Source organism: Caldimonas hydrothermalis (assembly GCF_056746695.1).
Genome location: NZ_JBWQXA010000006.1, coordinates 28,405 through 47,686, shown reverse-complemented (window position 1 = coordinate 47,686; position 19,282 = coordinate 28,405). Strand labels below are relative to the sequence as shown.

At 69.3% G+C, this 19,282-nt stretch carries 19 protein-coding genes; 7 read left to right on the top strand and 12 right to left on the bottom strand.

Going from position 1 to position 19,282, the window contains the following annotated elements; genetic code table 11:
* The first annotated feature begins 14 nt into the window (after nucleotides 1-14).
* The 5 genes from trmD to AC1ECW_RS09285 all read left to right on the top strand — a co-directional run bounded on the left by trmD (nucleotide 15) and on the right by AC1ECW_RS09285 (nucleotide 4,047).
* Nucleotides 15-779 (top strand): tRNA (guanosine(37)-N1)-methyltransferase TrmD, encoded by a 765-nt coding sequence (gene trmD, locus AC1ECW_RS09305; protein ID WP_409704673.1) that lies wholly within the window; start codon nucleotides 15-17, stop codon nucleotides 777-779.
* 100 nt (nucleotides 780-879) lie between these two features.
* On the top strand, nucleotides 880-1,233 hold the full coding sequence (gene rplS, locus AC1ECW_RS09300; RefSeq protein WP_409704671.1) for a 50S ribosomal protein L19: 354 nt from the start codon (nucleotides 880-882) through the stop codon (nucleotides 1,231-1,233).
* 81 nt (nucleotides 1,234-1,314) lie between these two features.
* Nucleotides 1,315-1,992 (top strand): CoA pyrophosphatase, encoded by a 678-nt coding sequence (locus AC1ECW_RS09295; RefSeq protein WP_409704669.1) that lies wholly within the window; start codon nucleotides 1,315-1,317, stop codon nucleotides 1,990-1,992.
* A gap of 30 nt (nucleotides 1,993-2,022) precedes the next feature.
* Nucleotides 2,023-3,012: a CobD/CbiB family protein gene (locus AC1ECW_RS09290; protein WP_409704667.1), complete on the top strand. Its 990-nt coding sequence runs from the start codon at nucleotides 2,023-2,025 to the stop codon at nucleotides 3,010-3,012.
* Nucleotides 3,013-3,102: 90 nt separating this feature from the next.
* On the top strand, nucleotides 3,103-4,047 hold the full coding sequence (locus tag AC1ECW_RS09285) for a CysB family HTH-type transcriptional regulator (protein WP_409704665.1): 945 nt from the start codon (nucleotides 3,103-3,105) through the stop codon (nucleotides 4,045-4,047).
* Nucleotide 4,048: 1 nt separating this feature from the next.
* On the opposite strand, the gene cysW is transcribed toward AC1ECW_RS09285, so the two are convergent.
* The 6 genes from cysW to AC1ECW_RS09255 form a co-directional block, all read right to left on the bottom strand.
* Nucleotides 4,049-4,939, bottom strand: coding sequence for a sulfate ABC transporter permease subunit CysW (gene cysW / locus AC1ECW_RS09280; RefSeq protein WP_481201693.1), 891 nt, complete (start codon nucleotides 4,937-4,939; stop codon nucleotides 4,049-4,051).
* Nucleotides 4,940-4,952: 13 nt separating this feature from the next.
* Nucleotides 4,953-5,792, bottom strand: a complete 840-nt coding sequence (gene cysT / locus AC1ECW_RS09275) for a sulfate ABC transporter permease subunit CysT (RefSeq protein WP_409704661.1) — start codon at nucleotides 5,790-5,792, stop codon at nucleotides 4,953-4,955.
* Between the two features lie 9 nt (nucleotides 5,793-5,801).
* Nucleotides 5,802-6,839 (bottom strand): sulfate ABC transporter substrate-binding protein, encoded by a 1,038-nt coding sequence (locus AC1ECW_RS09270; RefSeq protein ID WP_409704659.1) that lies wholly within the window; start codon nucleotides 6,837-6,839, stop codon nucleotides 5,802-5,804.
* A gap of 91 nt (nucleotides 6,840-6,930) precedes the next feature.
* The gene (gene rsgA / locus AC1ECW_RS09265; protein WP_409704657.1) at nucleotides 6,931-7,848 is read right to left on the bottom strand and encodes a ribosome small subunit-dependent GTPase A; all 918 of its coding nucleotides are present in this window, start codon (nucleotides 7,846-7,848) and stop codon (nucleotides 6,931-6,933) included.
* Between the two features lie 6 nt (nucleotides 7,849-7,854).
* Nucleotides 7,855-8,178, bottom strand: coding sequence for a 4a-hydroxytetrahydrobiopterin dehydratase (locus tag AC1ECW_RS09260; protein WP_409704655.1), 324 nt, complete (start codon nucleotides 8,176-8,178; stop codon nucleotides 7,855-7,857).
* The gene (locus tag AC1ECW_RS09255; RefSeq protein WP_409704653.1) at nucleotides 8,175-9,467 is read right to left on the bottom strand and encodes a M48 family metallopeptidase; all 1,293 of its coding nucleotides are present in this window, start codon (nucleotides 9,465-9,467) and stop codon (nucleotides 8,175-8,177) included. Before AC1ECW_RS09255 ends, AC1ECW_RS09260 begins: the two co-directional genes overlap by 4 nt.
* Before the next feature lie 73 nt (nucleotides 9,468-9,540).
* Between AC1ECW_RS09255 and orn the strand changes: the two genes are divergently transcribed.
* Together orn and AC1ECW_RS09245 are read left to right on the top strand one after the other, a co-directional pair.
* Nucleotides 9,541-10,140: an oligoribonuclease gene (gene orn / locus AC1ECW_RS09250; RefSeq protein WP_409704651.1), complete on the top strand. Its 600-nt coding sequence runs from the start codon at nucleotides 9,541-9,543 to the stop codon at nucleotides 10,138-10,140.
* A gap of 43 nt (nucleotides 10,141-10,183) precedes the next feature.
* The gene (locus AC1ECW_RS09245; protein WP_481201748.1) at nucleotides 10,184-10,507 is read left to right on the top strand and encodes a YkgJ family cysteine cluster protein; all 324 of its coding nucleotides are present in this window, start codon (nucleotides 10,184-10,186) and stop codon (nucleotides 10,505-10,507) included.
* Here AC1ECW_RS09245 and AC1ECW_RS09240 read toward each other — a convergent pair.
* The 6 genes from AC1ECW_RS09240 to AC1ECW_RS09215 all read right to left on the bottom strand — a co-directional run bounded on the left by AC1ECW_RS09240 (nucleotide 10,504) and on the right by AC1ECW_RS09215 (nucleotide 19,282).
* A complete protein-coding gene (locus tag AC1ECW_RS09240) occupies nucleotides 10,504-11,889 on the bottom strand; it encodes a DUF3999 family protein (protein WP_481201692.1) in 1,386 nt (461 codons plus the stop codon). The genes AC1ECW_RS09245 and AC1ECW_RS09240 overlap by 4 nt on opposite strands.
* The gene (locus tag AC1ECW_RS09235; protein ID WP_481201691.1) at nucleotides 11,886-14,687 is read right to left on the bottom strand and encodes a DUF2339 domain-containing protein; all 2,802 of its coding nucleotides are present in this window, start codon (nucleotides 14,685-14,687) and stop codon (nucleotides 11,886-11,888) included. The genes AC1ECW_RS09240 and AC1ECW_RS09235 overlap by 4 nt, the downstream gene beginning before the upstream one ends.
* A 140-nt stretch (nucleotides 14,688-14,827) precedes the next feature.
* Nucleotides 14,828-16,342: a tripartite tricarboxylate transporter permease gene (locus AC1ECW_RS09230; RefSeq protein WP_409704645.1), complete on the bottom strand. Its 1,515-nt coding sequence runs from the start codon at nucleotides 16,340-16,342 to the stop codon at nucleotides 14,828-14,830.
* A gap of 1 nt (nucleotide 16,343) precedes the next feature.
* Nucleotides 16,344-16,787, bottom strand: a complete 444-nt coding sequence (locus tag AC1ECW_RS09225; protein WP_409704643.1) for a tripartite tricarboxylate transporter TctB family protein — start codon at nucleotides 16,785-16,787, stop codon at nucleotides 16,344-16,346.
* 69 nt (nucleotides 16,788-16,856) lie between these two features.
* Entirely contained in the window at nucleotides 16,857-17,843 is a 987-nt protein-coding gene (locus tag AC1ECW_RS09220) for a Bug family tripartite tricarboxylate transporter substrate binding protein (protein WP_409704641.1), read from the bottom strand.
* Nucleotides 17,844-17,905: 62 nt separating this feature from the next.
* Nucleotides 17,906-19,282: a sensor histidine kinase gene (locus AC1ECW_RS09215; protein ID WP_481201747.1), complete on the bottom strand. Its 1,377-nt coding sequence runs from the start codon at nucleotides 19,280-19,282 to the stop codon at nucleotides 17,906-17,908.

Below are 19,282 nucleotides of genomic sequence, written 5' to 3'. Positions count from 1 at the left end.
GCGCGAGCCCGTCCATGCGCTTCGACGTCGTCACGCTGTTCCCGGACCTCTTCGCCCCCTTTCTGACCCAGGGTGTGACGCGCCGCGCCTATGAGTCCGGCCAGGTGGATGTGCACCTGTGGCCCTTGCGCGACTTCGCCGAGGATGCCTATCGCCGGGTGGACGACCGCGCCTATGGCGGCGGGCCAGGCATGGTGATGCTGGTCGAGCCCCTGGAGCGGGCCCTGGCGGCTGTGCGGCAGCGCCGCAGCACGGCGGGCGTCGCGAGTGCACCAGTGGTGTGGTTCTCGCCGGCCGGCCGGCGCATCGACCAGGCCTTGCTGCGCGAATGGGCCGACGGGCCCGGGGCCATCCTGGTGTGTGGCCGCTACGAAGGTGTGGACCAGCGCTTCATCGACCGCCACGTGGACCTGGAGCTTAGCCTGGGCGACTTCGTGCTCTCCGGCGGCGAGATCGCGGCGCTGGCCCTGCTCGACGGCGTGGCCCGGCTCCAGCCCGGGGTGCTGAATGACCCGGCCTCACACGAGCAGGACAGCTTCAGCGACGGGCTGCTCGACTGCCCCCACTACAGCCGCCCCGAGGTGTTGGACACGCCCGACGGACCGGTGGCCGTGCCGGCGGTGCTGCTGTCGGGCCACCACGCCCGTATCGCCCGCTGGCGGCGCGAGCAATCGCTGCGCCTGACGGCGCAGCGCCGCCCCGACCTGATCGCCGCAGCGCGATCCGCCGGGCGCCTGAGCCCCGAGGACGAGCGCTACCTGGCCTCGCTTGGGCTATAATTAGCAGCTTTTCGATCCTCTGCCGGGACAGCCTCGACGGTCAAGCCGGGGCGCCAAGACTGACCACCAACCCACCCCGCGCACGATCCTTGGAGTGACCATGAACCTCATCCAGACGCTCGAGCAGGAAGAAATTGCTCGCCTGAACAAGAACATCCCGGAGTTTGCCCCCGGCGACACCGTGATCGTCAACGTCAACGTCGTCGAAGGCAACCGCAAGCGTGTGCAGGCCTATGAAGGCGTCGTGATCGCCAAGCGCAACCGCGGCCTGAACTCCAGCTTCATCGTGCGCAAGATCTCCAGCGGTGAAGGCGTGGAGCGCACGTTCCAGCTCTACAGCCCGCTGATCGCCTCCATCGAGGTCAAGCGTCGCGGCGACGTGCGCCGTGCCAAGCTGTACTACCTGCGCCAGCGCAGCGGCAAGTCGGCCCGCATCAAGGAAAAGTTGTCCTGATCTGGCACGTTGCCCTGCAACGCCCCCGAGCCGCCTGCGCGTCGACCCGCCCAGGCGGCTTTTCGTTAGCAAGCCTGAACCATGGCCCTCATCCGTGAGCCCCAGGCCTTCCCGGTGGTGGGGGTCGATGCCCACCTGCCGCCGGTGGCCGAGGAGCGCCTGACCCCGCAGGCCCTGCGCGAGCGCTTTGCCCGTCCGCCGGCCTGGGAGCCCGAGGTGTTGGCCGAGCGCCGCCTGTTCGCCCGCACGCCGGCCCATGCCTCGGTGCTGGTGCCGCTGGTGCAGCGCCCGCAAGGCCTGACGGTGCTGCTGACGCAGCGCACCGAGCACTTGAGCGACCATCCCGGCCAGATCAGCTTTCCCGGCGGGCGCTGCGAGCCCGCCGACCGGGATCCGGCCGACACCGCCTTGCGCGAGGCCGAGGAGGAGGTGGGTCTGGCACGCCGGCATGTGGAGGTCATCGGCCAGTTGCCCCTGTACAAGACGGTGACCGCCTTCCTGGTGACGCCGGTCGTGGCGCTGGTGCAGCCCCCCTTCGAGCTGCGGGTCGATCCGAGCGAGGTGGCCGAGGTCTTCGAGGTGCCGCTGGCCTTCCTGATGTGCCCGGCCCACCACCAGCGTCATGCGGTGGAGTTCGAAGGCGAGCGGCGGGAGTTCTTCTCGATGCCCTGGCAGCCGCCGGGCCGCGACAAGCCCTACTTCATCTGGGGAGCGACCGCGGCGATGCTGCGCAATTTCTATCGCTTCCTGGCAGCGTAGAGCGAGTGGGCGGCCGCTATCATGCCGGCCATGAGTTTCTTCTCCGTCCTGCTGGCGCTGCTGCTGGAGCAATTGAAACCCCTGCGCGGCGGCAACCTCATCCATGACACGCTGGTCGGCTGGGTCCATTGGGCAGGCCGCAACTTCGACGCCGGCCGGCCGGTGCATGCCTGGGCGGTATGGTCCGTCACGGTGCTCGTGCCTGTGCTGCTGGCCTTTGGCATCCATCTCTCGATCGCCCGGCACAGCCTGCTCGTGGCGTTGGCCTGGAACGTGGCGGTGCTGTACCTGACGCTGGGCTTCCGGCAGTTCAGCCATTACTTCACCGACATCCGCGATGCGCTGGAACGCGGCGACGAGCTGCGTGCCCGCCAGCTTTTCGCCGAGTGGCGGCACATGGACACGAGCGAACTGCCGCGCACCGAGTTGCTGCGCCATGTGATCGAGCATTCCCTGCTGGCCGCCCACCGCCATGTGTTTGGCGTGTTCTTCTGGTTCATCGTGCTGGCCGCCGTGGGCCTGGGGCCGGCCGGGGCGGTGCTCTATCGGATGGCCGAGTTCTCGAGCCGCTACTGGACGTATCGCAGCCATACGGTGGGGGTGCCCACCAACCCCAGCCTGATGGACCTGGCCCAGCGCTTGTTCGACAGGCTGGACCATCTGCCCGCGCGGCTGACCGCTTTCGGCTTTGCCGTGGTGGGCAATTTCGAGGACGCCATCGACAGTTGGCGACGCCATGCCGTGCTGTGGCAGCACACGAGCGACGGCATCATCCTGGCGGCTGCCGCCGGCGCCGTGGGGGTGCGCCTGGGCGGCAGCAGCGCGCCCGGCCTGAGCGTGGACCGCAGCAAGACCTTCGAAGCCGGCGCTCCCGTCGGCGCCACCGAGGCCGAGGGCCACACCGGCGGCCTGCCGCCCACCCTGGGCCATCTGCGCAGCATCGTGGGGCTGGTGTGGCGCTCGGTGGTGCTGTGGATGCTGTTGCTGGCGCTCCTGACGCTGGCGAATCTGACGGGCTGAGGCCCGCAAGCTGTCCTTATGATTTATTTGGTAAAACAAAGAACTTTTTATTCGTTGCAGTAATGATCGTGCCGGCCCAGCATGCCGGCCATGAACTTTCAGCAATTGCGCTCGGTGCGGGAGGCAGTGCGTCGGGGCTTCAACCTGACGGAGGTGGCCCAGGGGCTGCACACCTCGCAGCCCGGCGTGAGCCGGCAGATCCGCGAACTGGAGGACGAGCTCGGCATCGAGATCTTCGTGCGTGTGGGCAAGCGTCTCACGGGGCTGACGCCGCCGGGAAGGCAGGTGCTGCCCATCATCGAGCGCATGCTGCTCGATGCGGAGAACCTGCGCCGCGCGGCCGACGACTTCGTGCAGCAGTCGCGCGGCCGGCTGTCGATCGCGGCCACGCATTCGCAGGCCCGTTACGCGCTGCCGCCGGCGGTGAGCGAGTTCCGCCAGCACTTTCCCGAGGTCACGCTCAACCTGCACCAGGGCTCGCCCCGACAGGTGGCCGAGATGCTGCTGAAGGGCGAGGCTGACATCGGCATCGCCACCGAGGCGTTGACGCGCTACGAGGACCTGGTGGCCCTGCCGTGCTACCGCTGGACGCACTGCCTGCTGGTGCCGCCGGGGCATGAACTGCTCGAGGGCGGACCGGTCACGCTGGAGCGCATCGCCCGCCACCCCATCGTCACCTACGAAGAGGGCTACACCGGCCGCGCACACATCGACGAGGCCTTCCAGCGCGCCGGCCTGAAGCCCGACATCGTGCTCACAGCCATGGACGCCGATGTGATCAAGACCTATGTGGAGCTCGGCCTGGGCCTGGGCATCGTCGCCTCCATCGCCTACGACGAAGAGCGTGACCGCCATCTGCGGGCCATCGACGCGCGCCACCTGTTCGCGATGAACATGACCAAGCTGGCGATTCGCCGCGGCACCGTCCTGCGCGGCTATGTGTACGCTTTCATCGAATCGTTTGCGCCCACGCTCACCCGCGCCGTGGTCGAGCAGGCGATGGCGGCCGAGCCCGGCACGAGCTTCGAGATCTGACTCAGCGGCCGTCTTGCGCCAGGGTCTTCTCGCCCTTCACCCGCTGCTCCACCAGGAACTTCAGCACCAGCGTCACCAGGGCGAGCATCGCCAGCAGCGAGGTCACGGCAAAGGCGGCGGCGAACTGGTATTCGTTGTAGAGGATCTCGATGTGCAGCGGCATCGTGTTGGTCTCGCCGCGGATGTGGCCCGAGACCACCGAGACCGCGCCGAACTCGCCGAAGGCGCGCGCATTGCACAGGATCACGCCGTACAGCAGCGCCCACTTCACGTTGGGCAGGGTCACGCGCCAGAAGATCTGCCAGCCCGAAGCCCCCAGCACACGGGCGGCTTCCTCCTGCTCCTGCCCCTGGGCCTGCATCAGCGGGATGAGCTCGCGCGCCACGAAGGGGAAGGTCACGAAGACGGTGGCCAGCACGATGCCGGGCACGGCGAAGATCACCTTCAGGTCGTGGTCGCGCAGCCATTCGCCGAACCAGCCCTGCAGGCCGAAGACCAGCACATAGATCAGGCCCGCGATCACCGGCGACACCGAAAACGGCAGGTCGATGAGCGTGAGCAGCACGTTCTTGCCGCGGAAGTCGAACTTCGCGATCGCCCAGGCGGCGGCCACGCCGAACACCAGGTTCAGCGGCACGGCGATCGCGGCGGTGAGCAGCGTCAGCCGGATCGCCGCGCGCGCATCGGGTTCGACCACGGCGGCCGCGGCCACCTCCCAGCCCTTGCGCAAGGCCTCGACGAAGACCGTGACCAACGGGATGAACAGGAACAGCGTGAGAAAGCCCAGCGCGACCCCGATCAGGGCCCAGCGCACCCAGGGCGCCTCCTCCGTGGCGCGCCGATGGCTCTTCGGGGCCGCCAGGGCACCCGGGTTCAAGGGAAGGGCAGACATTGGGCGTGTTCCTTCAGCCGGCCTGGCCCTGGCGGCGCCGCGCCCAGGCCTGCAGCAGGTTGATGATCAGCAGCAGCACGAAGGAGGCCACCAGCATCACGACGGCAATCGCGGTGGCGCCGGCGTAGTCGTACTGCTCCAGCTTGGTGACGATGAGCAGCGGTGTGATCTCGGAGATCATCGGCATGTTGCCGGCGATGAAGATCACCGAGCCGTATTCGCCCAGGGCCCGCGCGAAGGCCAGCGCAAAGCCGGTGAGCAGCGCGGGTGCGACGAGGGGCAGGATCACGCGCGAGAAGGTCTGCCAGCGGTTCGCCCCCAACGTGGCGGCCGCTTCCTCCAGCTCCTGGTGCAGGTCTTCGAGCACCGGCTGCACGGTGCGCACCACAAACGGCAGGCCGATGAAGGTGAGCGCGACGAACACGCCCAGCGGCGTGAAGGCCACCTGGAAGGGCAGCCACTGGCCGATCCAGCCGTTCTGGGCATAGAGCGCCGTGAGCGCGATGCCCGCCACCGCGGTGGGCAGCGCGAAAGGCAGGTCCACCAGGGCATCGACCACGCGCTTGCCGGGGAAGGGGTAGCGCACCAGCACCCAGGCCACGATGAAGCCGAACACCGCGTTGACCAGCGCGGCGGCCAGCGAGGCGCCGAAGGTCAGCCGGTAGGAGGCCACCACGCGCGGGCTGCTCACCGCCTCCCAGAAGGCGCTCCAGGTGAGCGTGAAGGTCTTGAGGAAGGCCGCCGACAGCGGGATGAGCACCACCAGGCTCAGATAGAGCAGGGTGAAGCCCAGCGCCAGGTCGAAGCCGGGCAGCACGCTGTGGCGCTTGAGCAGCAGGCGCGAGAAGACCATGGCGAGCGCTCAGCGCCGGGTGAAGATCTGGTCGAAGACACCACCGTCGTTGAAGTGGGTGGCCTGGGCCTTCGTCCAGCCGCCGAACACCTCGTCGATGGTGAAGAGCGAGACCTTGGTGAACTGCGAGGCGTATTTCTTCGCGGCGGCCGGATCGACGGGACGGTAGTAGTGGCGCCCGGCGATGTCCTGGCCTTGCGGTGAGTAGAGGAATTCGAGATAGGCGGTGGCCACCTCGCGGGTGCCCTTGCGGTCCACCACCTTGTCCACCACTGTGACCGGCGGCTCGGCCAGGATGCTGACCGATGGCACGACGATGTCGAACTTGTCCGGCCCCAGTTCCTTCACGGCCAGGAAGGCCTCGTTCTCCCACGACAGGAAGACGTCGCCGATGCCGCGCTCGGTGAAGGTGGTGAGCGCACCGCGGGCCCCGGAGTCGAGCACGGGCACGTTCTTGAACAAAGCGGTGACGAACTCGCGCGCCTTGGCTTCGTTGCCGCCGGGCTTCTTCAAGGCATAGCCCCAGGCGGCCAGGTAATTCCAGCGGGCACCGCCGGAGGTCTTGGGGTTGGGCGTGACGACGGCGATGCCGGGCTTGACGAGGTCGTCCCAGTCCTTGATGCCCTTGGGGTTGCCCTTGCGCACCAGGAAGACGATGGTGGAGGTGTAGGGCGAGCTGTTGTTGGGCAGGCGCTTTTGCCAGTCGGCGGGGATGAGCTTGGCCTTGGCATGCAGTTCGTCGATGTCGTAGGCCAGCGCCAGGGTCACGACATCGGCATCCAGCCCGTCGATGACCGAGCGGGCCTGGCGGCCCGAGCCGCCATGGGACTGGCGCACGGTGACGTTGTGGCCGGTCTTGGCCTTCCAGTGGGCGGCAAAGGCGTTGTTGAAATCCGCGTAGAGCTCGCGCGTGGGGTCGTAGGAGACGTTGAGCAGGGTGACGTCCCTGGCCAAGGCCGTGGGGACGGCGGCAGCCAGGGCCAGCCCGGCGGCCAGGAGGCGAAGACGGTGGAAGAGCGACATGAAGGGGGCCTGATCGGAAGCCATGGGAATGGCCTCGATGCTAGGAAGCTTCCCTCATACGGGGAACGAAGCAATGCGCGGATGGATATGCGCAAAACGAGGATGCCGCTGCAGACTACCAGCGCTGCCGGCTCAGTTCCTCGTGGATCTCGGTGTAGATCCGGTACCGGCTTTCGGTGATGTGCCCGGCCTGCACGGCCGCGCGCACGGCGCAGCCGGGTTCGTGCAGGTGGGTGCAGTTGTAGAAGCGGCAGCCGGCCACGTGCTCGCGCAGGTCGGGCATGTAGGCGCTCAGTTGGGCCGCTTCGATCTGGCGCAGGCCGAATTCCTGAAAGCCGGGGGAGTCGATGAGGGCGCTGGTGCGCGTGTCGTCGAGCCAGTACCACTGGGTGGCGGTGGTGGTGTGGCGGCCCGAGTTGAGGGCCCGCGAGATCTCGCCCACCTGGGCCTGGGCCTGGGGCACCATCAGGTTGACCAGCGTGCTCTTGCCCGTGCCGGAGGGCCCCATCACGAAGCTGGTGCGGCCCTGCAGGCGGGGCCCGAGCAGGGCCCGCGCCTCGTCGGGGCGGGCCTGGAGCGACAGCTCCAGCACCTCGTAGCCCATCGCGCGGTAGGGGGCGAGGCGCTCACGGGCGGACTGGGCCTGGGGCAGGTCGGTCTTGTTGAGCACGATGTGGGCCGCAATGCCGGCGTGCTCGGCGGCGATCAGCGAGCGGCTGAGCTGGGATTCGCTGAAGACGGGCTCGCTGGCCACGAGCAGCAGCACCTGGTCGAGATTGGCTGCGAAGGACTTGGTCTTCCATTCGTCCTGGCGATACAGCAGGTTGCGGCGCGGCTCCAGCGCCTCGATCACGCCCTGGTCGCCGGTGTTCGACAGCGTGGCCTGCCAGCGCACGCGGTCGCCGACCACACAGTCGCTCTTCTTGCCGCGGGGGTGGCAGGTCAGGCGCCGGCCCTCGGGGGTTTCGATGACGTAGTGGCGGCCGTGGCTGGCGACCACGAGCCCCAGATCGAGTTCGGCTCGCTGGACCAAGGCGGGTCAGGCGAGCAAGGCGTCGGCCTTGGCTGCGCAGATGAAGTCGTTGATCGAGATGCCGCCCACGGAATGGGTGTTGAAGCGCACCTGGCAAGTGTTGTACTTGACCAGCAGGTCCGGATGATGGTCCTCGGCATGGGCGATCCAGGCCAGCGCGTTCACGAAGGCCAGGGTCTCGTGGTAGTTCCTGAAGCCGTAGGTCTTCTCGATCGCGCCCTCCTTGAGGGTCCAGCCCTCAGCCTGGCGCAGGTAGGCCTGGATCTCGTTGTCGCTCATGGCTTGGCCGCCGTCGAGGGGCTTGCATTTCTGGGTCAGCAGGGGGTTCATGGCGTGGAGGCAGTGAGGTCTCGGGTCAGGGCCCGCATGGCCGCCAGGCGTTGTACCGCCGGCGGGTGGGAGTAGTAGAAACGCACGTACCAGGGGTCGGGCGTCAGCGTGGCGGCATTGTCCTCATAAAGCTTGAGCAGCGCATTGGACAGGTCGCGCCCGCTGGCCTGGGCGCAGGCATAGGCATCGGCCTCGTATTCGTGGCGGCGCGAGACGGCGGCCATCCACGGCGAGAGGAAGGTGCCGAACACCGGGCCGGCCATCATGAAGAGCAGTAGGGCCAGGGCGTCGTTGGGGGCCGCCAGGTTGGGCTGCACGCCCAGGCCGGTGTAGAACCAGGCCTGACCCGACAGCCAGCCCAGCAGCGCAAAGCCCAACAGGCTCAGGCCGAACAGGCCCACCATGCGCTTGAGCACATGGCGGCGCTTGAAGTGACCCAGCTCGTGCGCCAGCACGGCCTCCACCTCGCCGGGCGAGAGCTTGTGCAGCAGGGTGTCGAAGAACACCACGCGCTTGGCGGCCCCGAAGCCGGTGAAGTAGGCGTTGGCGTGGGCGCTGCGCCTGGAGCCGTCCATCACGAACAGGCCCTTGGCCGCAAACCCGCAGCGTGCCATCAGCCCTTGCACGCGCTGGCGCACGGCTTCGTCGGCCAGCGGCTCGAACTTGTTGAACAGCGGGGCGATGAGCGTGGGATAGAGCACCAGCATCAGCAGGTTGAAGCCCACCCAGACGGCCCAGGCCCACAGCCACCAGCTCGCACCGGCGGCCCCCATCAGCCACAGCACCACGGCGGCCAGTGGCAGGCCGATCAGGGTGCCGACCAGCGCCCCCTTGGCCAGATCGCCCAGGAACAGGCCCCAGCTCATGCGGTTGAAGCCAAAGCGCTGTTCGATGCGGAAGGTGGCCCAGGCATCGAAGGGCAGGTCGAGCACGGCACCGATGACGGCCACCGCGGCCAGCAGGGCCAGTTGGTAGGCCAGATCGCCGAAGGCCGGCTGCACGGCATCGCGCACGGCCACGTTGAGCGCGTCCAGGCCCCCCAGCAGCGTCCAGCCCAGCAGCACGGCCGCTCCGAAGGCGCTGGTCAGCAGACCGAAGCGGGTCTTGGCGATGGTGTAGTCGGCCGCGCGGCGGTGGGCCTCGAGGGGGATGGTGGCCTCAAAGCCGGCCGGCACGGTGTCGCGGTGGCGGGCCACGTGCCGGATCTGTCTGGAGGCGAGCCAGAACTTCACCGCCAGGTTGGCGACGAGGAAGGCGGCGAAAAGCCAGGCCAGTGTGTCGGATTGCATGGGGCGACAGTGTAGGCTGGCGGCAAGACCTTGGGCGAATCACCGAAAATCGCGCCCCAGCACAGGAGATGGCATGGACACCCCGATGAATGACACCGACAACACCCCCCCTTCCGACGCGGTGGCGCTGGCCTACAGCGACTCCAACCTGGTCTGGATCGACCTGGAGATGACCGGTCTGTCCCCGCAGCGCGACCGCATCATCGAGGTGGCGGTGGTCGTCACCGATGCTCAGCTGCAGCAACGGGTGGAAGGACCGGTCTATGCGATTCATCAAAGCGATGCGGTGCTCGACGCGATGGATGCCTGGAACAAGGGCACGCACGGCAAGTCGGGCCTGATCGATCGGGTCAAGGCCTCGTCGGTGGACGAGCAACAAGCCCAGCACGACGTGATCGAGTTCCTGAAGCGCTACGTGCCGAAGAACACCTCACCGATGTGCGGCAACTCGATCTGCCAGGATCGCCGCTTCCTCGCCAACCACATGCCCGAGCTGGAGGCCTTCTTCCATTACCGCAACCTGGACGTGAGCACGCTCAAGGAGCTGGCGCGCCGCTGGAAGCCCGAGGTGCTGGGGGGCTTCAAGAAGGCTCAGAAGCACACGGCCTTGGCCGACATCCATGAGTCCATCGATGAGCTGCGCTACTACCGGGAGCACCTGCTCAAGGTCTGAGTCTGCGCCCGCCGGTGGGGCTGCGGCCCAGCCCTCGCCTTGCCTGGACTGCGGGGCTTGCTGCGCAAGCTTTCGCGTGTCGTTCTACTGGGGCGAGTCGGACGAGCATCCTGGCGGCACCGTGCCTGCGGCGCTGACCACGCCGGTGGCACCGATGCGCCTGGCGATGCGTGGCACCGACCGCACCACGCCGCGCTGCACCGCCCTGGACGGTGAGATCGGCCGCTCGGTGTCGTGCCGCATCTATGCGCGGCGGCCCTCGCCGTGCCGGGAATTCAACTGGCATGGCGAGCAGGGCGAGCACAACGAGCGCTGCAACCGCGCGCGCCAGCGGCACGGCCTGCCGCTGCTGCCCGATCCCCTCTAGGACGGCGGCTGGATGTCGCGCATCAGCCGCCTGGCCAGCAGCGCCAGCGCGATCACGGCCAGGGCCAGCACGGCCCACAGGGCCCAGCGCCGCCAGTCGGCCGCGCTGGCCTGGGCGAGGCGTTCGCGCCAGCTCAGCGGCGTGGCCGGTGTGAGGGTCACCGGGCCCGCCACGGCCTGGGGCAGGCGGTACTCCTGTCCGGCTTCATAGCCCGGCAGGAGCTGCGGCAGCGTCAGTGACGAGGCGACGGGCCCGCCGGCCACCAGTCGGAAGGGCGGCTCGCCGCGTGCCGCGAACACCAACTGGGGTGGGGTCCAGACGGCGCTGGCCTCCAGGGCGCCGGCACCCAGTGCCGGGCTGCGCTCTTCCAGGCGCAATCGCCAGTGGCGCGCGGGCGCAGCGGTCCAGCGCACCGGGGGCGATTGCCATTCCTGGCCGTCGCGGTCGAGCCGGTAGGCCGTGAAGCGTGCCACCGCGCGCCAGGATGCTTCGTCCTGGGCGCGCTGTTCGAGCACCAGGCTGGCGACGCTGTTGCGCTGCGGCAGCGCGAGCCGCAGCTCCTGCAGGGGCACGGCGCCGCCGAGGTCGAGCGACCAGGCGCGGGGCGGATTCGTGCCAGCCTCGGGCTCGAAGCGCAGCGCGGTGGTCGCGCTGGCCGCGCTGGCCTCGCGGGTGCGCCACAGGGCCTGCACCCCGGTCAGCCGGGCGGGGGGCTGCAGGCTCAGCCGCAGATAGCGCAGCGCCGGGGCGGCCGCCGGCCACTCGATGCGGCGCTGAACGAGACGCTCGCCCGAGGCCGCGCCCACGCCGGGCACGTCGAGCAGTGCGGCCTCGGTGACGGCCTGCCATTGCTTGAGGTCGGCGCTGGCTTCCACACGGGCGCGCAGATGGCTGCCTTCGCCGGGAAACTCCCAGGCCAGTTCGAGCGCGGCGAGCCACTCGGCGCTGCGGTGGACGTCCGGGCCGAGGTCGAGCAGCCAGCGCGTGGAGGCGCTGCCTTCGTGGGCGGCCGTGGATGGGCCCTGGATGCGCACGACGGCGCCCTGGGCATCGACCTGCACCTGCATCGCTGCGTCATCCCGGCCGCCGGGGCCGGGGTCGGGCCAGGCGAAGCGCGGCAACGGGGCGCTGCGCTCGCGTTCCCGCGCAGGGGGCGGCAGGGCCCAGGCCTGGGGCACGGGCTCGCCCCGGGCGTTGAGCACGTGGAGGTCGGACCAGCCCTCTCGCGTGGAGGCGCGCAGCAGGTCGAGCGGAATCTCCACCCGCTGCAGGCCTTCGCCGGCCGTCAGCGTCAGGGGGGCCTGGGCCGTGGGGGTGGCGGATGCGGCCAGGGCCCAGAGCCAGGCGGCCGCCGCCGGGGCCAGGCGTTGCAACAGCATCATGGGCGGGCCTCGCGCGCGGGTGCTGCCGGCGGCAGCGGTGAGACATAGCCAATCACCAGCATCAGCACGCCCACGCCGAGGAAGGTGACGGTGCGGCGCAGCGTGTCGAGGCTGGCGAGGTCGACGAAGAAGAGCTTGAGGACCACCACGGCCAGCAGGGCGGCGCCGGCGAGCCACACGGCCCGCGCCACCGCGGGGGCGGCTTTGCGGGTGGCCCACAGCATCGCGGCCAGCGCCAGCAGGGTCCACAGGATGGTCAGCGCCATCTGGACCGTGTCGTTCCTCAGCGCGCCGTTCAGCCACATCGGCGTGCCGCTCCAGTGATGCAGGCTGCGCACCAGCACGGCATTCACCCAGAAGAAGGTCACCGCCGCGGCCAGGACGACCACCGGGCGCCGCCAGAACGCGGGCGTCGGGCCGGCCGGGCGCGACAGCCGCAGGGCATACAGCAGCGCCAGCCCATGGCCGAGGTCCACCGGGTTGAGCAGCGGCAGGTAAGGCAGCGGCGTCATGGCGGCCGGATGGCCCAGATTGACGAGGCCGCTCCACAGCACCAGCAGCGCCAGCCAGGGGCCGTGCAGCCCGCGCAGCCACGCAGGGCTGGGGCCGGTGCGGCTCAGCAGGACCCAGGCCAGGGCCGTGGGCAGCACGATGGGGGCCAGCGCCGTCCAGGCCCGGTGCGAGCCGATCTGCGTGTCGGCCAGGGCATGCAACAGCACCCCGCCTTGCAGCATCGCAAACCAGGCCAGCATCAGGCGTTCGGCGAGCGTGGCGCGGCCCAGCCAGTGGGTGTCGTTCAGGCGGCGCAACAGCCACAGACCCACCGTCAGCACACCGGCCACGGCCAGCCAGCCGCCGTGACGGGTGAACTGCTCCCACTGGAGGTCAGGGCTGAACAGCCGGTCGAGCAGGCTGCCTGTGGCCACCCATGCGGCCCCCGCCCAGAGCAGCCGGGCCGGCGCACGCAAGGCCGGCCAGGCCAAGCGCCGATGCACGAGTTCGAGTCCGCCGGCCATGGCGAGCCACAGCAGCACGAGCTGGGCGCTCTGATTCGGCCACGGCCATTGCGCATGCCACACCTCGGTCCACAGGCCCGACAACCACTGCAGCAGGCCCAGCGCCAGCAGGCCCCAGTGCACACCCTGCCGCAGCGCGGCCGGCGGGGTGCGGTTCCACACGGGGGTCGAGGCCTCGTCCGGCGCGGTGGCGGGCGCCAGGTGGTGCAGCAGCCAGGCCGACACGAGCGCCGCCCCTCCCAGCATCAGTGTGGACAGCCACGCCGCGTTGGCGAAGAGTTGGGCCTCGGCGGGACGCACGGGGTGGTCCCAGAACAGGGCCGCGGCCACGAGCTGCAGCACCAGGCCCAGGCCGACGGCCCACCAGCGCCGCTGGCGCAGGCCGATCCAGACGATGCCGGCGCCCTGCACGGCCCAGGCTGCGCCGGTCCAGCGCCCATCCAGCGCGAGCGGGGTGATCAGCAGCAGGAACACCACCCCGAGCGCCAGCAGCCCCTCGATGAGCAGCAGCAGCCGCCCGCCGCTGCGCTGCCACAGCCAGCGGCCCAATACCAGGTACACGCCTGAGAGCACGGCGGCCGACACGGCCAGGCCATAGGGCAGGTGGTTCACGAGGCCGGCCTGCAGCCCGAAGGCGACGATGGGCAGACCAAAGAGCAGGCCGCCATCGACCACCGGCAGGCCGCGGGGGGCGTCTTCACGCAGCAGTTGACGGCTGTACTGCACGCAGATGTAGAGGTAGAGCGCGAAATGTGCGATCAGGAAGGGCTCGGTGGTGGCGAAGTGCTCGGGCTGCCACGAACGCCAGCCCCACAGGCTGGCGATGCCGAAGGTGAGCACGAAGCCCACCAGATGGAGCAGCTTCCAGGCCTGGCGCGAGGCGATCCAGGCGATCGCGAGATTGAGCACGAGGTAGTAGCTGAACAGCGCCACATGGCTGCCCTGGCCGGTGGAGGCGAAGACGGGCGCGAGGAAGCCGCCGGCAAAGCCCAGCACCGCCAGCGGCAGGGCCTGCTGCATGACGGCCAGCACAGCCCCGGCGGCCGACAGGGCGGCCAGCAGCGCAAAGGCCAGGCCGGCCGGCACCAGGCCGTAGAGCCGGAAGGCCGCGAAGATGGTGAGGTAGAGCACACCGATGCCTGCCCCTTGCAGGCTCAGGCCGTAGCCGCGGCGGCGTTCGCGCAGGCGCCAGCCGATGAGGGTGAGCCCCAGGCCGCCCAGGGCCACGCCGGCCAGGCGCAGCTCGATGGGCAGCAAGGCGTGCTCGGCCGCGTAGCGCAGCAGGAAGGCCACTCCGAGGAAGAGGATCAGCACGCCCACGCGCACGATGGTGTTGCCGCCGCGCAGCCAGGCCAGGGCGGTCTGGGCGAGCGAGGTGGTGACGGCCAGGCTGCGTTCGTCGGGTTCGAGGGGCGGGGCAGGCGGTGTGTCCGCAGCCCGCGGGGCAGGCGGGGTGGGAGACCGCATGGGAGACCGCATGGGGGGCGGCGTTGCGGCCCAGTCCTCGAATCCGTCTTCGTTCGTGGTGGCCTGGGGTGGCGCCGCGGGCGGCTGCGCCGGTGCGGGCGTGGCCGTCGGTGAGACCACGGGAGGTTCGGCTTCGGTGGGCCGAGCAGGCTGCAGGAGCCTGAGCTGTCGCTCCAGCAGGTCGATCCGGCGGTACAGCCGCGCGAGCAGGACCCCCATCACGGCCCCCAGGGCCACCAGGCCGGCTTCGCCTCCGAGCGCCGCCGCCAGAAACCAGGCGGCTATCAGGCCAATGATCAATCCGATCCAGGACATCGATTCCTCCCCGTGCTTTGCATCGTATGCGGGTGCGCGGGCATTGTAGGGAGGGCCTGGGGGTGAGCAGGCGAAGCCTCGACCCCGGTATCCGGGGGGGGATGCCGCCGGAAGCGTCCCGGCGGCATCCCGTGGTCGTGTCAGGGGTGCTGCAAGCGCAGCGCGCGGCGCTTGCGCAGCAGGGGCGGCACCACCAGCACGGCGGCGGCCAGGATCCACAGCGACACCGTTACCGGGCTGGACCACAGGATGTGCAGCTCGCCGTTGGTGATCGACAGCGCGCGGCGCAGGTTCTGCTCCATCAGGTTGCCCAGCACCACGCCCAGCACCATGGGCGCCATGGGCATGCCCATCTTGCGCAGGAAGTAGCCGACGATGCCGATGCCCACCATGAGCAGCAGGTCGAAGGTGCTGGAACTGAGCGCATACACGCCGATGAAGCTCACCGCCAGAATACCCGGCACCAGCAGCCAGCCGGGAATGGCCAGCATCGAGGCGAAGACCCGCACCATGGGCACGTTCATCACGAAGAGCATCACGTTGGCGATGAACAGCGAGGCGATGAGGCCCCACACGAGGGCGGGCTGGGCATCGAACAGCACCGGGCCGGGGGTGATGTTGTAGAGCGTGAGCGCGCCCATCATCACCGCGGTGGTGCCCGAACCAGGCACGCCCAGTGTGAGCATGGGGATGAAGGAGCCGGTGGCCGCGCTGTTGTTGGCGGCCTCGGGCGCGGCCAGGCCGCGCAGGTCGCCCTGGCCGAACTTCGCGTCCGGGTCCTTGCCTTCGTGCAGGCGCTTCTCGTTGGCATAGGCCACGGCCGAGGCCACGCTCGCGCCGGCACCGGGCAGCACGCCTATGCCGAAGCCCATCAGCGAGGAACGGATCGTCGTCCACCAGGTCAAGCGCAGCTCCTTCCAGTTGAAGAGCTTGCGCTGCCCCGGGGGCACCTCGACTTTCTGGCCGGTGAGCAGGTTTTCCAGCATCTGCAGCATCTCGGCGATGGCAAACAGGCCGATCACCACCACGACGAAGTCGATGCCGTCGGCCAGCTCCGGCAGGTCGAAGGTGTAGCGGTAGACGCCCGAGTTGGCATCCACGCCCACGCTGGCGATCGCCAGTCCGATGGCAGCGGCCAGCGCGCCCTTGACGGGCTTGTCGCCCAGCAGGCTGCTCAAGGCGCAAAAGGCAAAGACCATCAGCACGAAATACTCTGCCGGGCCGAAGGCCAGGGCCCATTTGGCCACCAGCGGTGCAAAAGCGGCCACGCCCAGGATGGCCACGGAGGAGCCGATGAACGAGGCCCAGGCCGACAGCGACAGCGCCACGCTGGCCAGGCCCTGGCGTGCCAGCGGGTAGCCGTCCAGCGTGGTCATCACCGAGGCGGCCTCGCCGGGCACGTTGATCAGGATGGAGGTGATGCGCCCGCCGTACTCGGCGCCCACGTAGACGGCGGCCAGCAAGATGAGGGCCGTCTCCGGCGGCAGGTTCATCGCAAAGGCGATGGGCACGAGCATGGCTACGCCGTTGATGGGCCCCAGGCCCGGCAGCACACCAACGATGGTGCCCAGGAAGGCGCCAATGGCCGCCACCAGCAGGTTGATCGGCGAGAAGGCTACGCCAAAGCCCAGCCCCAGGTGTTGAAGGACATCCATGTCAGCTCCCGAAGCTGAGAAGACCCGTGGGCAGGACCACGTCGAAGACCTTGTCGAACAGCAGGTACAGGCCCAGCCCCAAGCCCACGCCGCCGATGGCGCAGTGGTGCCAGCGCCCCCCGAACAGGCGCCCGACGAAGGCGGCCATCAAGGTGGTGGCCACGATGAAGCCCAGGTATGCGAACACCAGCGCATAGCCGGCGACCAGGGCCGCCATCGCGGCAATGCGCGCATTGGCCCCCGGCGGATTCGGCTCGGCGCGCTCGCGTCCGCGCAGCAGCAGCCACAGGCCGCACAGGGCGATGACACCGGCCAGCAGCAGCGGGAAGGCGCGCGGGCCGACGGGTTCATACGAAAAAGGGGCCTCCAGGCCCCAGCCTTGCCAAGCAAGCAAGGCGGCAAACAACAGGGCGAAAGCGCCCAGCACGCGGTCGTTGAGGATCATGGGAGCACTCCCGGTACGGCAGGGGCCCGCCGGCTCACGGGGCGTGAGCGCGGCGAGTGGCGTGAGGGCTTACTTGGACAGGCCGAAGTCTTTGACCAGTTCGGCGTAGGCGCGGGTGCGCTCCTTCACGAAGCGGTCGAGTTCGGCGCCCACCATGTCGAAGGGGAAGAGGCCACGCTGCTGCTGCAAGGCGGCAAAGCCGGGGGCGCTCATGGCCTTGCTGAAGGCGGCGACCCACCACTGGTAGTCGGTGTCGGACACCTTGGGGCCGACATAAAAGCCGCGGATGATGGGCCAGTCGATCTCGAAGCCTTGTTCGATGGCGGTGGGGGCGGCTGACAAGCGGCCGGGCAGGCGCTTTTTGCTGTAGACGGCCAGCACGCGCACCGGGGCGCCGCCTTCGAGGGCCTGGGCGGCTTCGGAGGCATCGCCCATTTGCACCTGGATGTGGCCGCCGCGCAAGGCGGTGAGCACCTCGCCGCCGCCTTCGAAGGCCACATAGCGCATGCGCTTGTAGTCCACGCCGGCGGCCTTGGCGGTGAGCGCGGCCTTCATCCAGTCCTGGCTGCCCACCGAGCCGCCGCCACCCAGCACGATCTTGCTCGGGTCTTCTTTGAGCGCAGCCATCAGACCCTTGAGGTCTTTGTAGGGCGAGTCTTCGCGCACCATGGCCACGCCGTAGTCGGCGCCCACGGCGGCCAGCCAGCGCACGTCATCGACGCTGTACTTGCCGAACTTGCCCTGGGCCAGGTTCAGCAGCGAGCCGCCGGAGAAGGCCACGATGGTGCCCGCCTCGCCCGGGCGCTGGGTGATGATGTTGTTGTAGGCCACCGCGCCGACGCCGCCGGGCATGTAGGAGATGCGAAGCGGGGCCTTGAGTGCGCCGCTGTCGGCCAGAGCGCTTTGGGCCAGGCGGCAGGTCAGGTCGAAGCCGCCGCCGGGCTGGGCCGGGGCCACGCATTCGGGGCGGGCCGGTTCGGCTTGTGCGACGGCACCGAAGCTCAGCGCGGTGGTGGCGATCACGGCCCAGGCGGCCATGCGCAATCGTGAGGTCATGGTCTGTCTCCTAAAAGGTGGTGAATCGGCGGCTCACAGCCGCCACGACGGACAGGCCAAGGCTAAGAAGTCGCAGCTTTCGGCCGGCTTTCAGCGGTAGGAGCAGGACCTAGGGGAAACACCAGGGTCGCCTGCAGGCCGGGGGGTGGTTCGCGGCTTTCCAGGCGCAACTGGGCACCGTGCATCTGGGCGATGGTGTGCACGATGGCCAGGCCGAGCCCGGCGCCGGCCTGTTGCTTGCCGGCCTGACCGCGCCGGAAGCGCACGCCGGCGCGTTCGATGTCGTGCGCGCTCATGCCGGGCCCTTGGTCTTCCACTTGCAGCAGGGCGTGGCGCGTGTCGCTGCACACGCGCAGCGTGATGGCGCCGCCGGCAGGGGTGTAGCGGATCGCGTTGTCTGCGAGGTTGAGCAGGGCCTCGCGCAGCAGCCACTCGCTGCCGCGCACCGGCACCGCGGCGGGTGGCGTGTCCACCCCGAAGTCCAGGCGCTTGGTTCGGGCCTGGGGCAGCAGCTGGCGCGCCACGCCCTGGGCGAGCTCGACCAGATCGACGGGCTCGACGGCCAGGCCTCCTTCGGCCAGCGAGGCTTCACGGGCGCGCGCCAGGGCCAGCATCTGATTGGCCATGCGCACCGCGCGGTCCAGCCCCTCGTGCATGGCATGCAAAGCGCGGCGCACTTCGTCCGGGTCGCTTTCGCGCAGCGCGAAATCCACTTGGGTGCGCAGCACGCTCAAGGGGGTGCGCAGCTGGTGAGACGCATCGTCGAGGAACTGCTGCTGTGTGCGCGCCATCTCGGCGTAGCGTGCCATGTGGCGATTGACTGCTGCCACCAGCGGGCGCACCTCAGAGGGCAGGTCTTTGTCGTCGATGGGCCGCAAGTCGTCGGCCGGCCGCGCCTCGAGATCGTGTTGCAGGCGGGTCAGCGGCCGCAGCGTCATCACCACGCCGCTGATGAGCAGCACCATGCTCATGGCGATGCCCAGCAGATCGCGCTCGACGGAGCGGCGCAACACATGGTGCAAGAACACCTCCCGTGTGCCCAGGCTTTCGGCCACCTGCACGATGATGCGGGTGCCCGGATTGTTGGGCAGCGGCGGCGAGGCCAAGCGCGCCATGGCCGCCACGCGCACTGGTGTGTCCTCGTGCATGGCGTAGTAAAAGCGCGGCTCGCCGGTGATCAGGGGCTCGTGCGGCAGCGGCAGGAAAGGGCTGCCGATTTCAGCCAGGCCGTCTTCGGTGGAGACGCGAAAGTACACGCGCGCATTGGTGGTCAGCTCGAAGAACTCCAGCAGCAAGAACGGCTGCTCCACGGCCAGCCCGCCGCTGGCGGTGGACACGTTCAGATCGATGGCGCGCAAGGCGCCGGCCAAGGCGCGGTCGTACGCGGTATCGACCTGGTCGCGCAACCACTGGTTGGACAGCCACAACGTGCCACCCAT

Bases quoted from the DNA above. Each gene is read 5' to 3' on its own strand.
- trmD (WP_409704673.1), top strand. From the start codon at position 15: ATGCGCTTCGACGTCGTCACGCTGTTCCCGGACCTCTTCGCCCCCTTT.
- rplS (WP_409704671.1), top strand. From the start codon at position 880: ATGAACCTCATCCAGACGCTCGAGCAGGAAGAAATTGCTCGCCTGAAC.
- AC1ECW_RS09295 (WP_409704669.1), top strand. From the start codon at position 1,315: ATGGCCCTCATCCGTGAGCCCCAGGCCTTCCCGGTGGTGGGGGTCGAT.
- AC1ECW_RS09290 (WP_409704667.1), top strand. From the start codon at position 2,023: ATGAGTTTCTTCTCCGTCCTGCTGGCGCTGCTGCTGGAGCAATTGAAA.
- AC1ECW_RS09285 (WP_409704665.1), top strand. From the start codon at position 3,103: ATGAACTTTCAGCAATTGCGCTCGGTGCGGGAGGCAGTGCGTCGGGGC.
- cysW (WP_481201693.1), bottom strand. From the start codon at position 4,939: ATGTCTGCCCTTCCCTTGAACCCGGGTGCCCTGGCGGCCCCGAAGAGC.
- cysT (WP_409704661.1), bottom strand. From the start codon at position 5,792: ATGGTCTTCTCGCGCCTGCTGCTCAAGCGCCACAGCGTGCTGCCCGGC.
- AC1ECW_RS09270 (WP_409704659.1), bottom strand. From the start codon at position 6,839: ATGGCTTCCGATCAGGCCCCCTTCATGTCGCTCTTCCACCGTCTTCGC.
- AC1ECW_RS09260 (WP_409704655.1), bottom strand. From the start codon at position 8,178: ATGAACCCCCTGCTGACCCAGAAATGCAAGCCCCTCGACGGCGGCCAA.
- AC1ECW_RS09255 (WP_409704653.1), bottom strand. From the start codon at position 9,467: ATGCAATCCGACACACTGGCCTGGCTTTTCGCCGCCTTCCTCGTCGCC.
- orn (WP_409704651.1), top strand. From the start codon at position 9,541: ATGGACACCCCGATGAATGACACCGACAACACCCCCCCTTCCGACGCG.
- AC1ECW_RS09240 (WP_481201692.1), bottom strand. From the start codon at position 11,889: ATGATGCTGTTGCAACGCCTGGCCCCGGCGGCGGCCGCCTGGCTCTGG.
- AC1ECW_RS09235 (WP_481201691.1), bottom strand. From the start codon at position 14,687: ATGTCCTGGATCGGATTGATCATTGGCCTGATAGCCGCCTGGTTTCTG.
- AC1ECW_RS09230 (WP_409704645.1), bottom strand. From the start codon at position 16,342: ATGGATGTCCTTCAACACCTGGGGCTGGGCTTTGGCGTAGCCTTCTCG.
- AC1ECW_RS09225 (WP_409704643.1), bottom strand. From the start codon at position 16,787: ATGATCCTCAACGACCGCGTGCTGGGCGCTTTCGCCCTGTTGTTTGCC.
- AC1ECW_RS09220 (WP_409704641.1), bottom strand. From the start codon at position 17,843: ATGACCTCACGATTGCGCATGGCCGCCTGGGCCGTGATCGCCACCACC.
- AC1ECW_RS09215 (WP_481201747.1), bottom strand. From the start codon at position 19,282: ATGGGTGGCACGTTGTGGCTGTCCAACCAGTGGTTGCGCGACCAGGTC.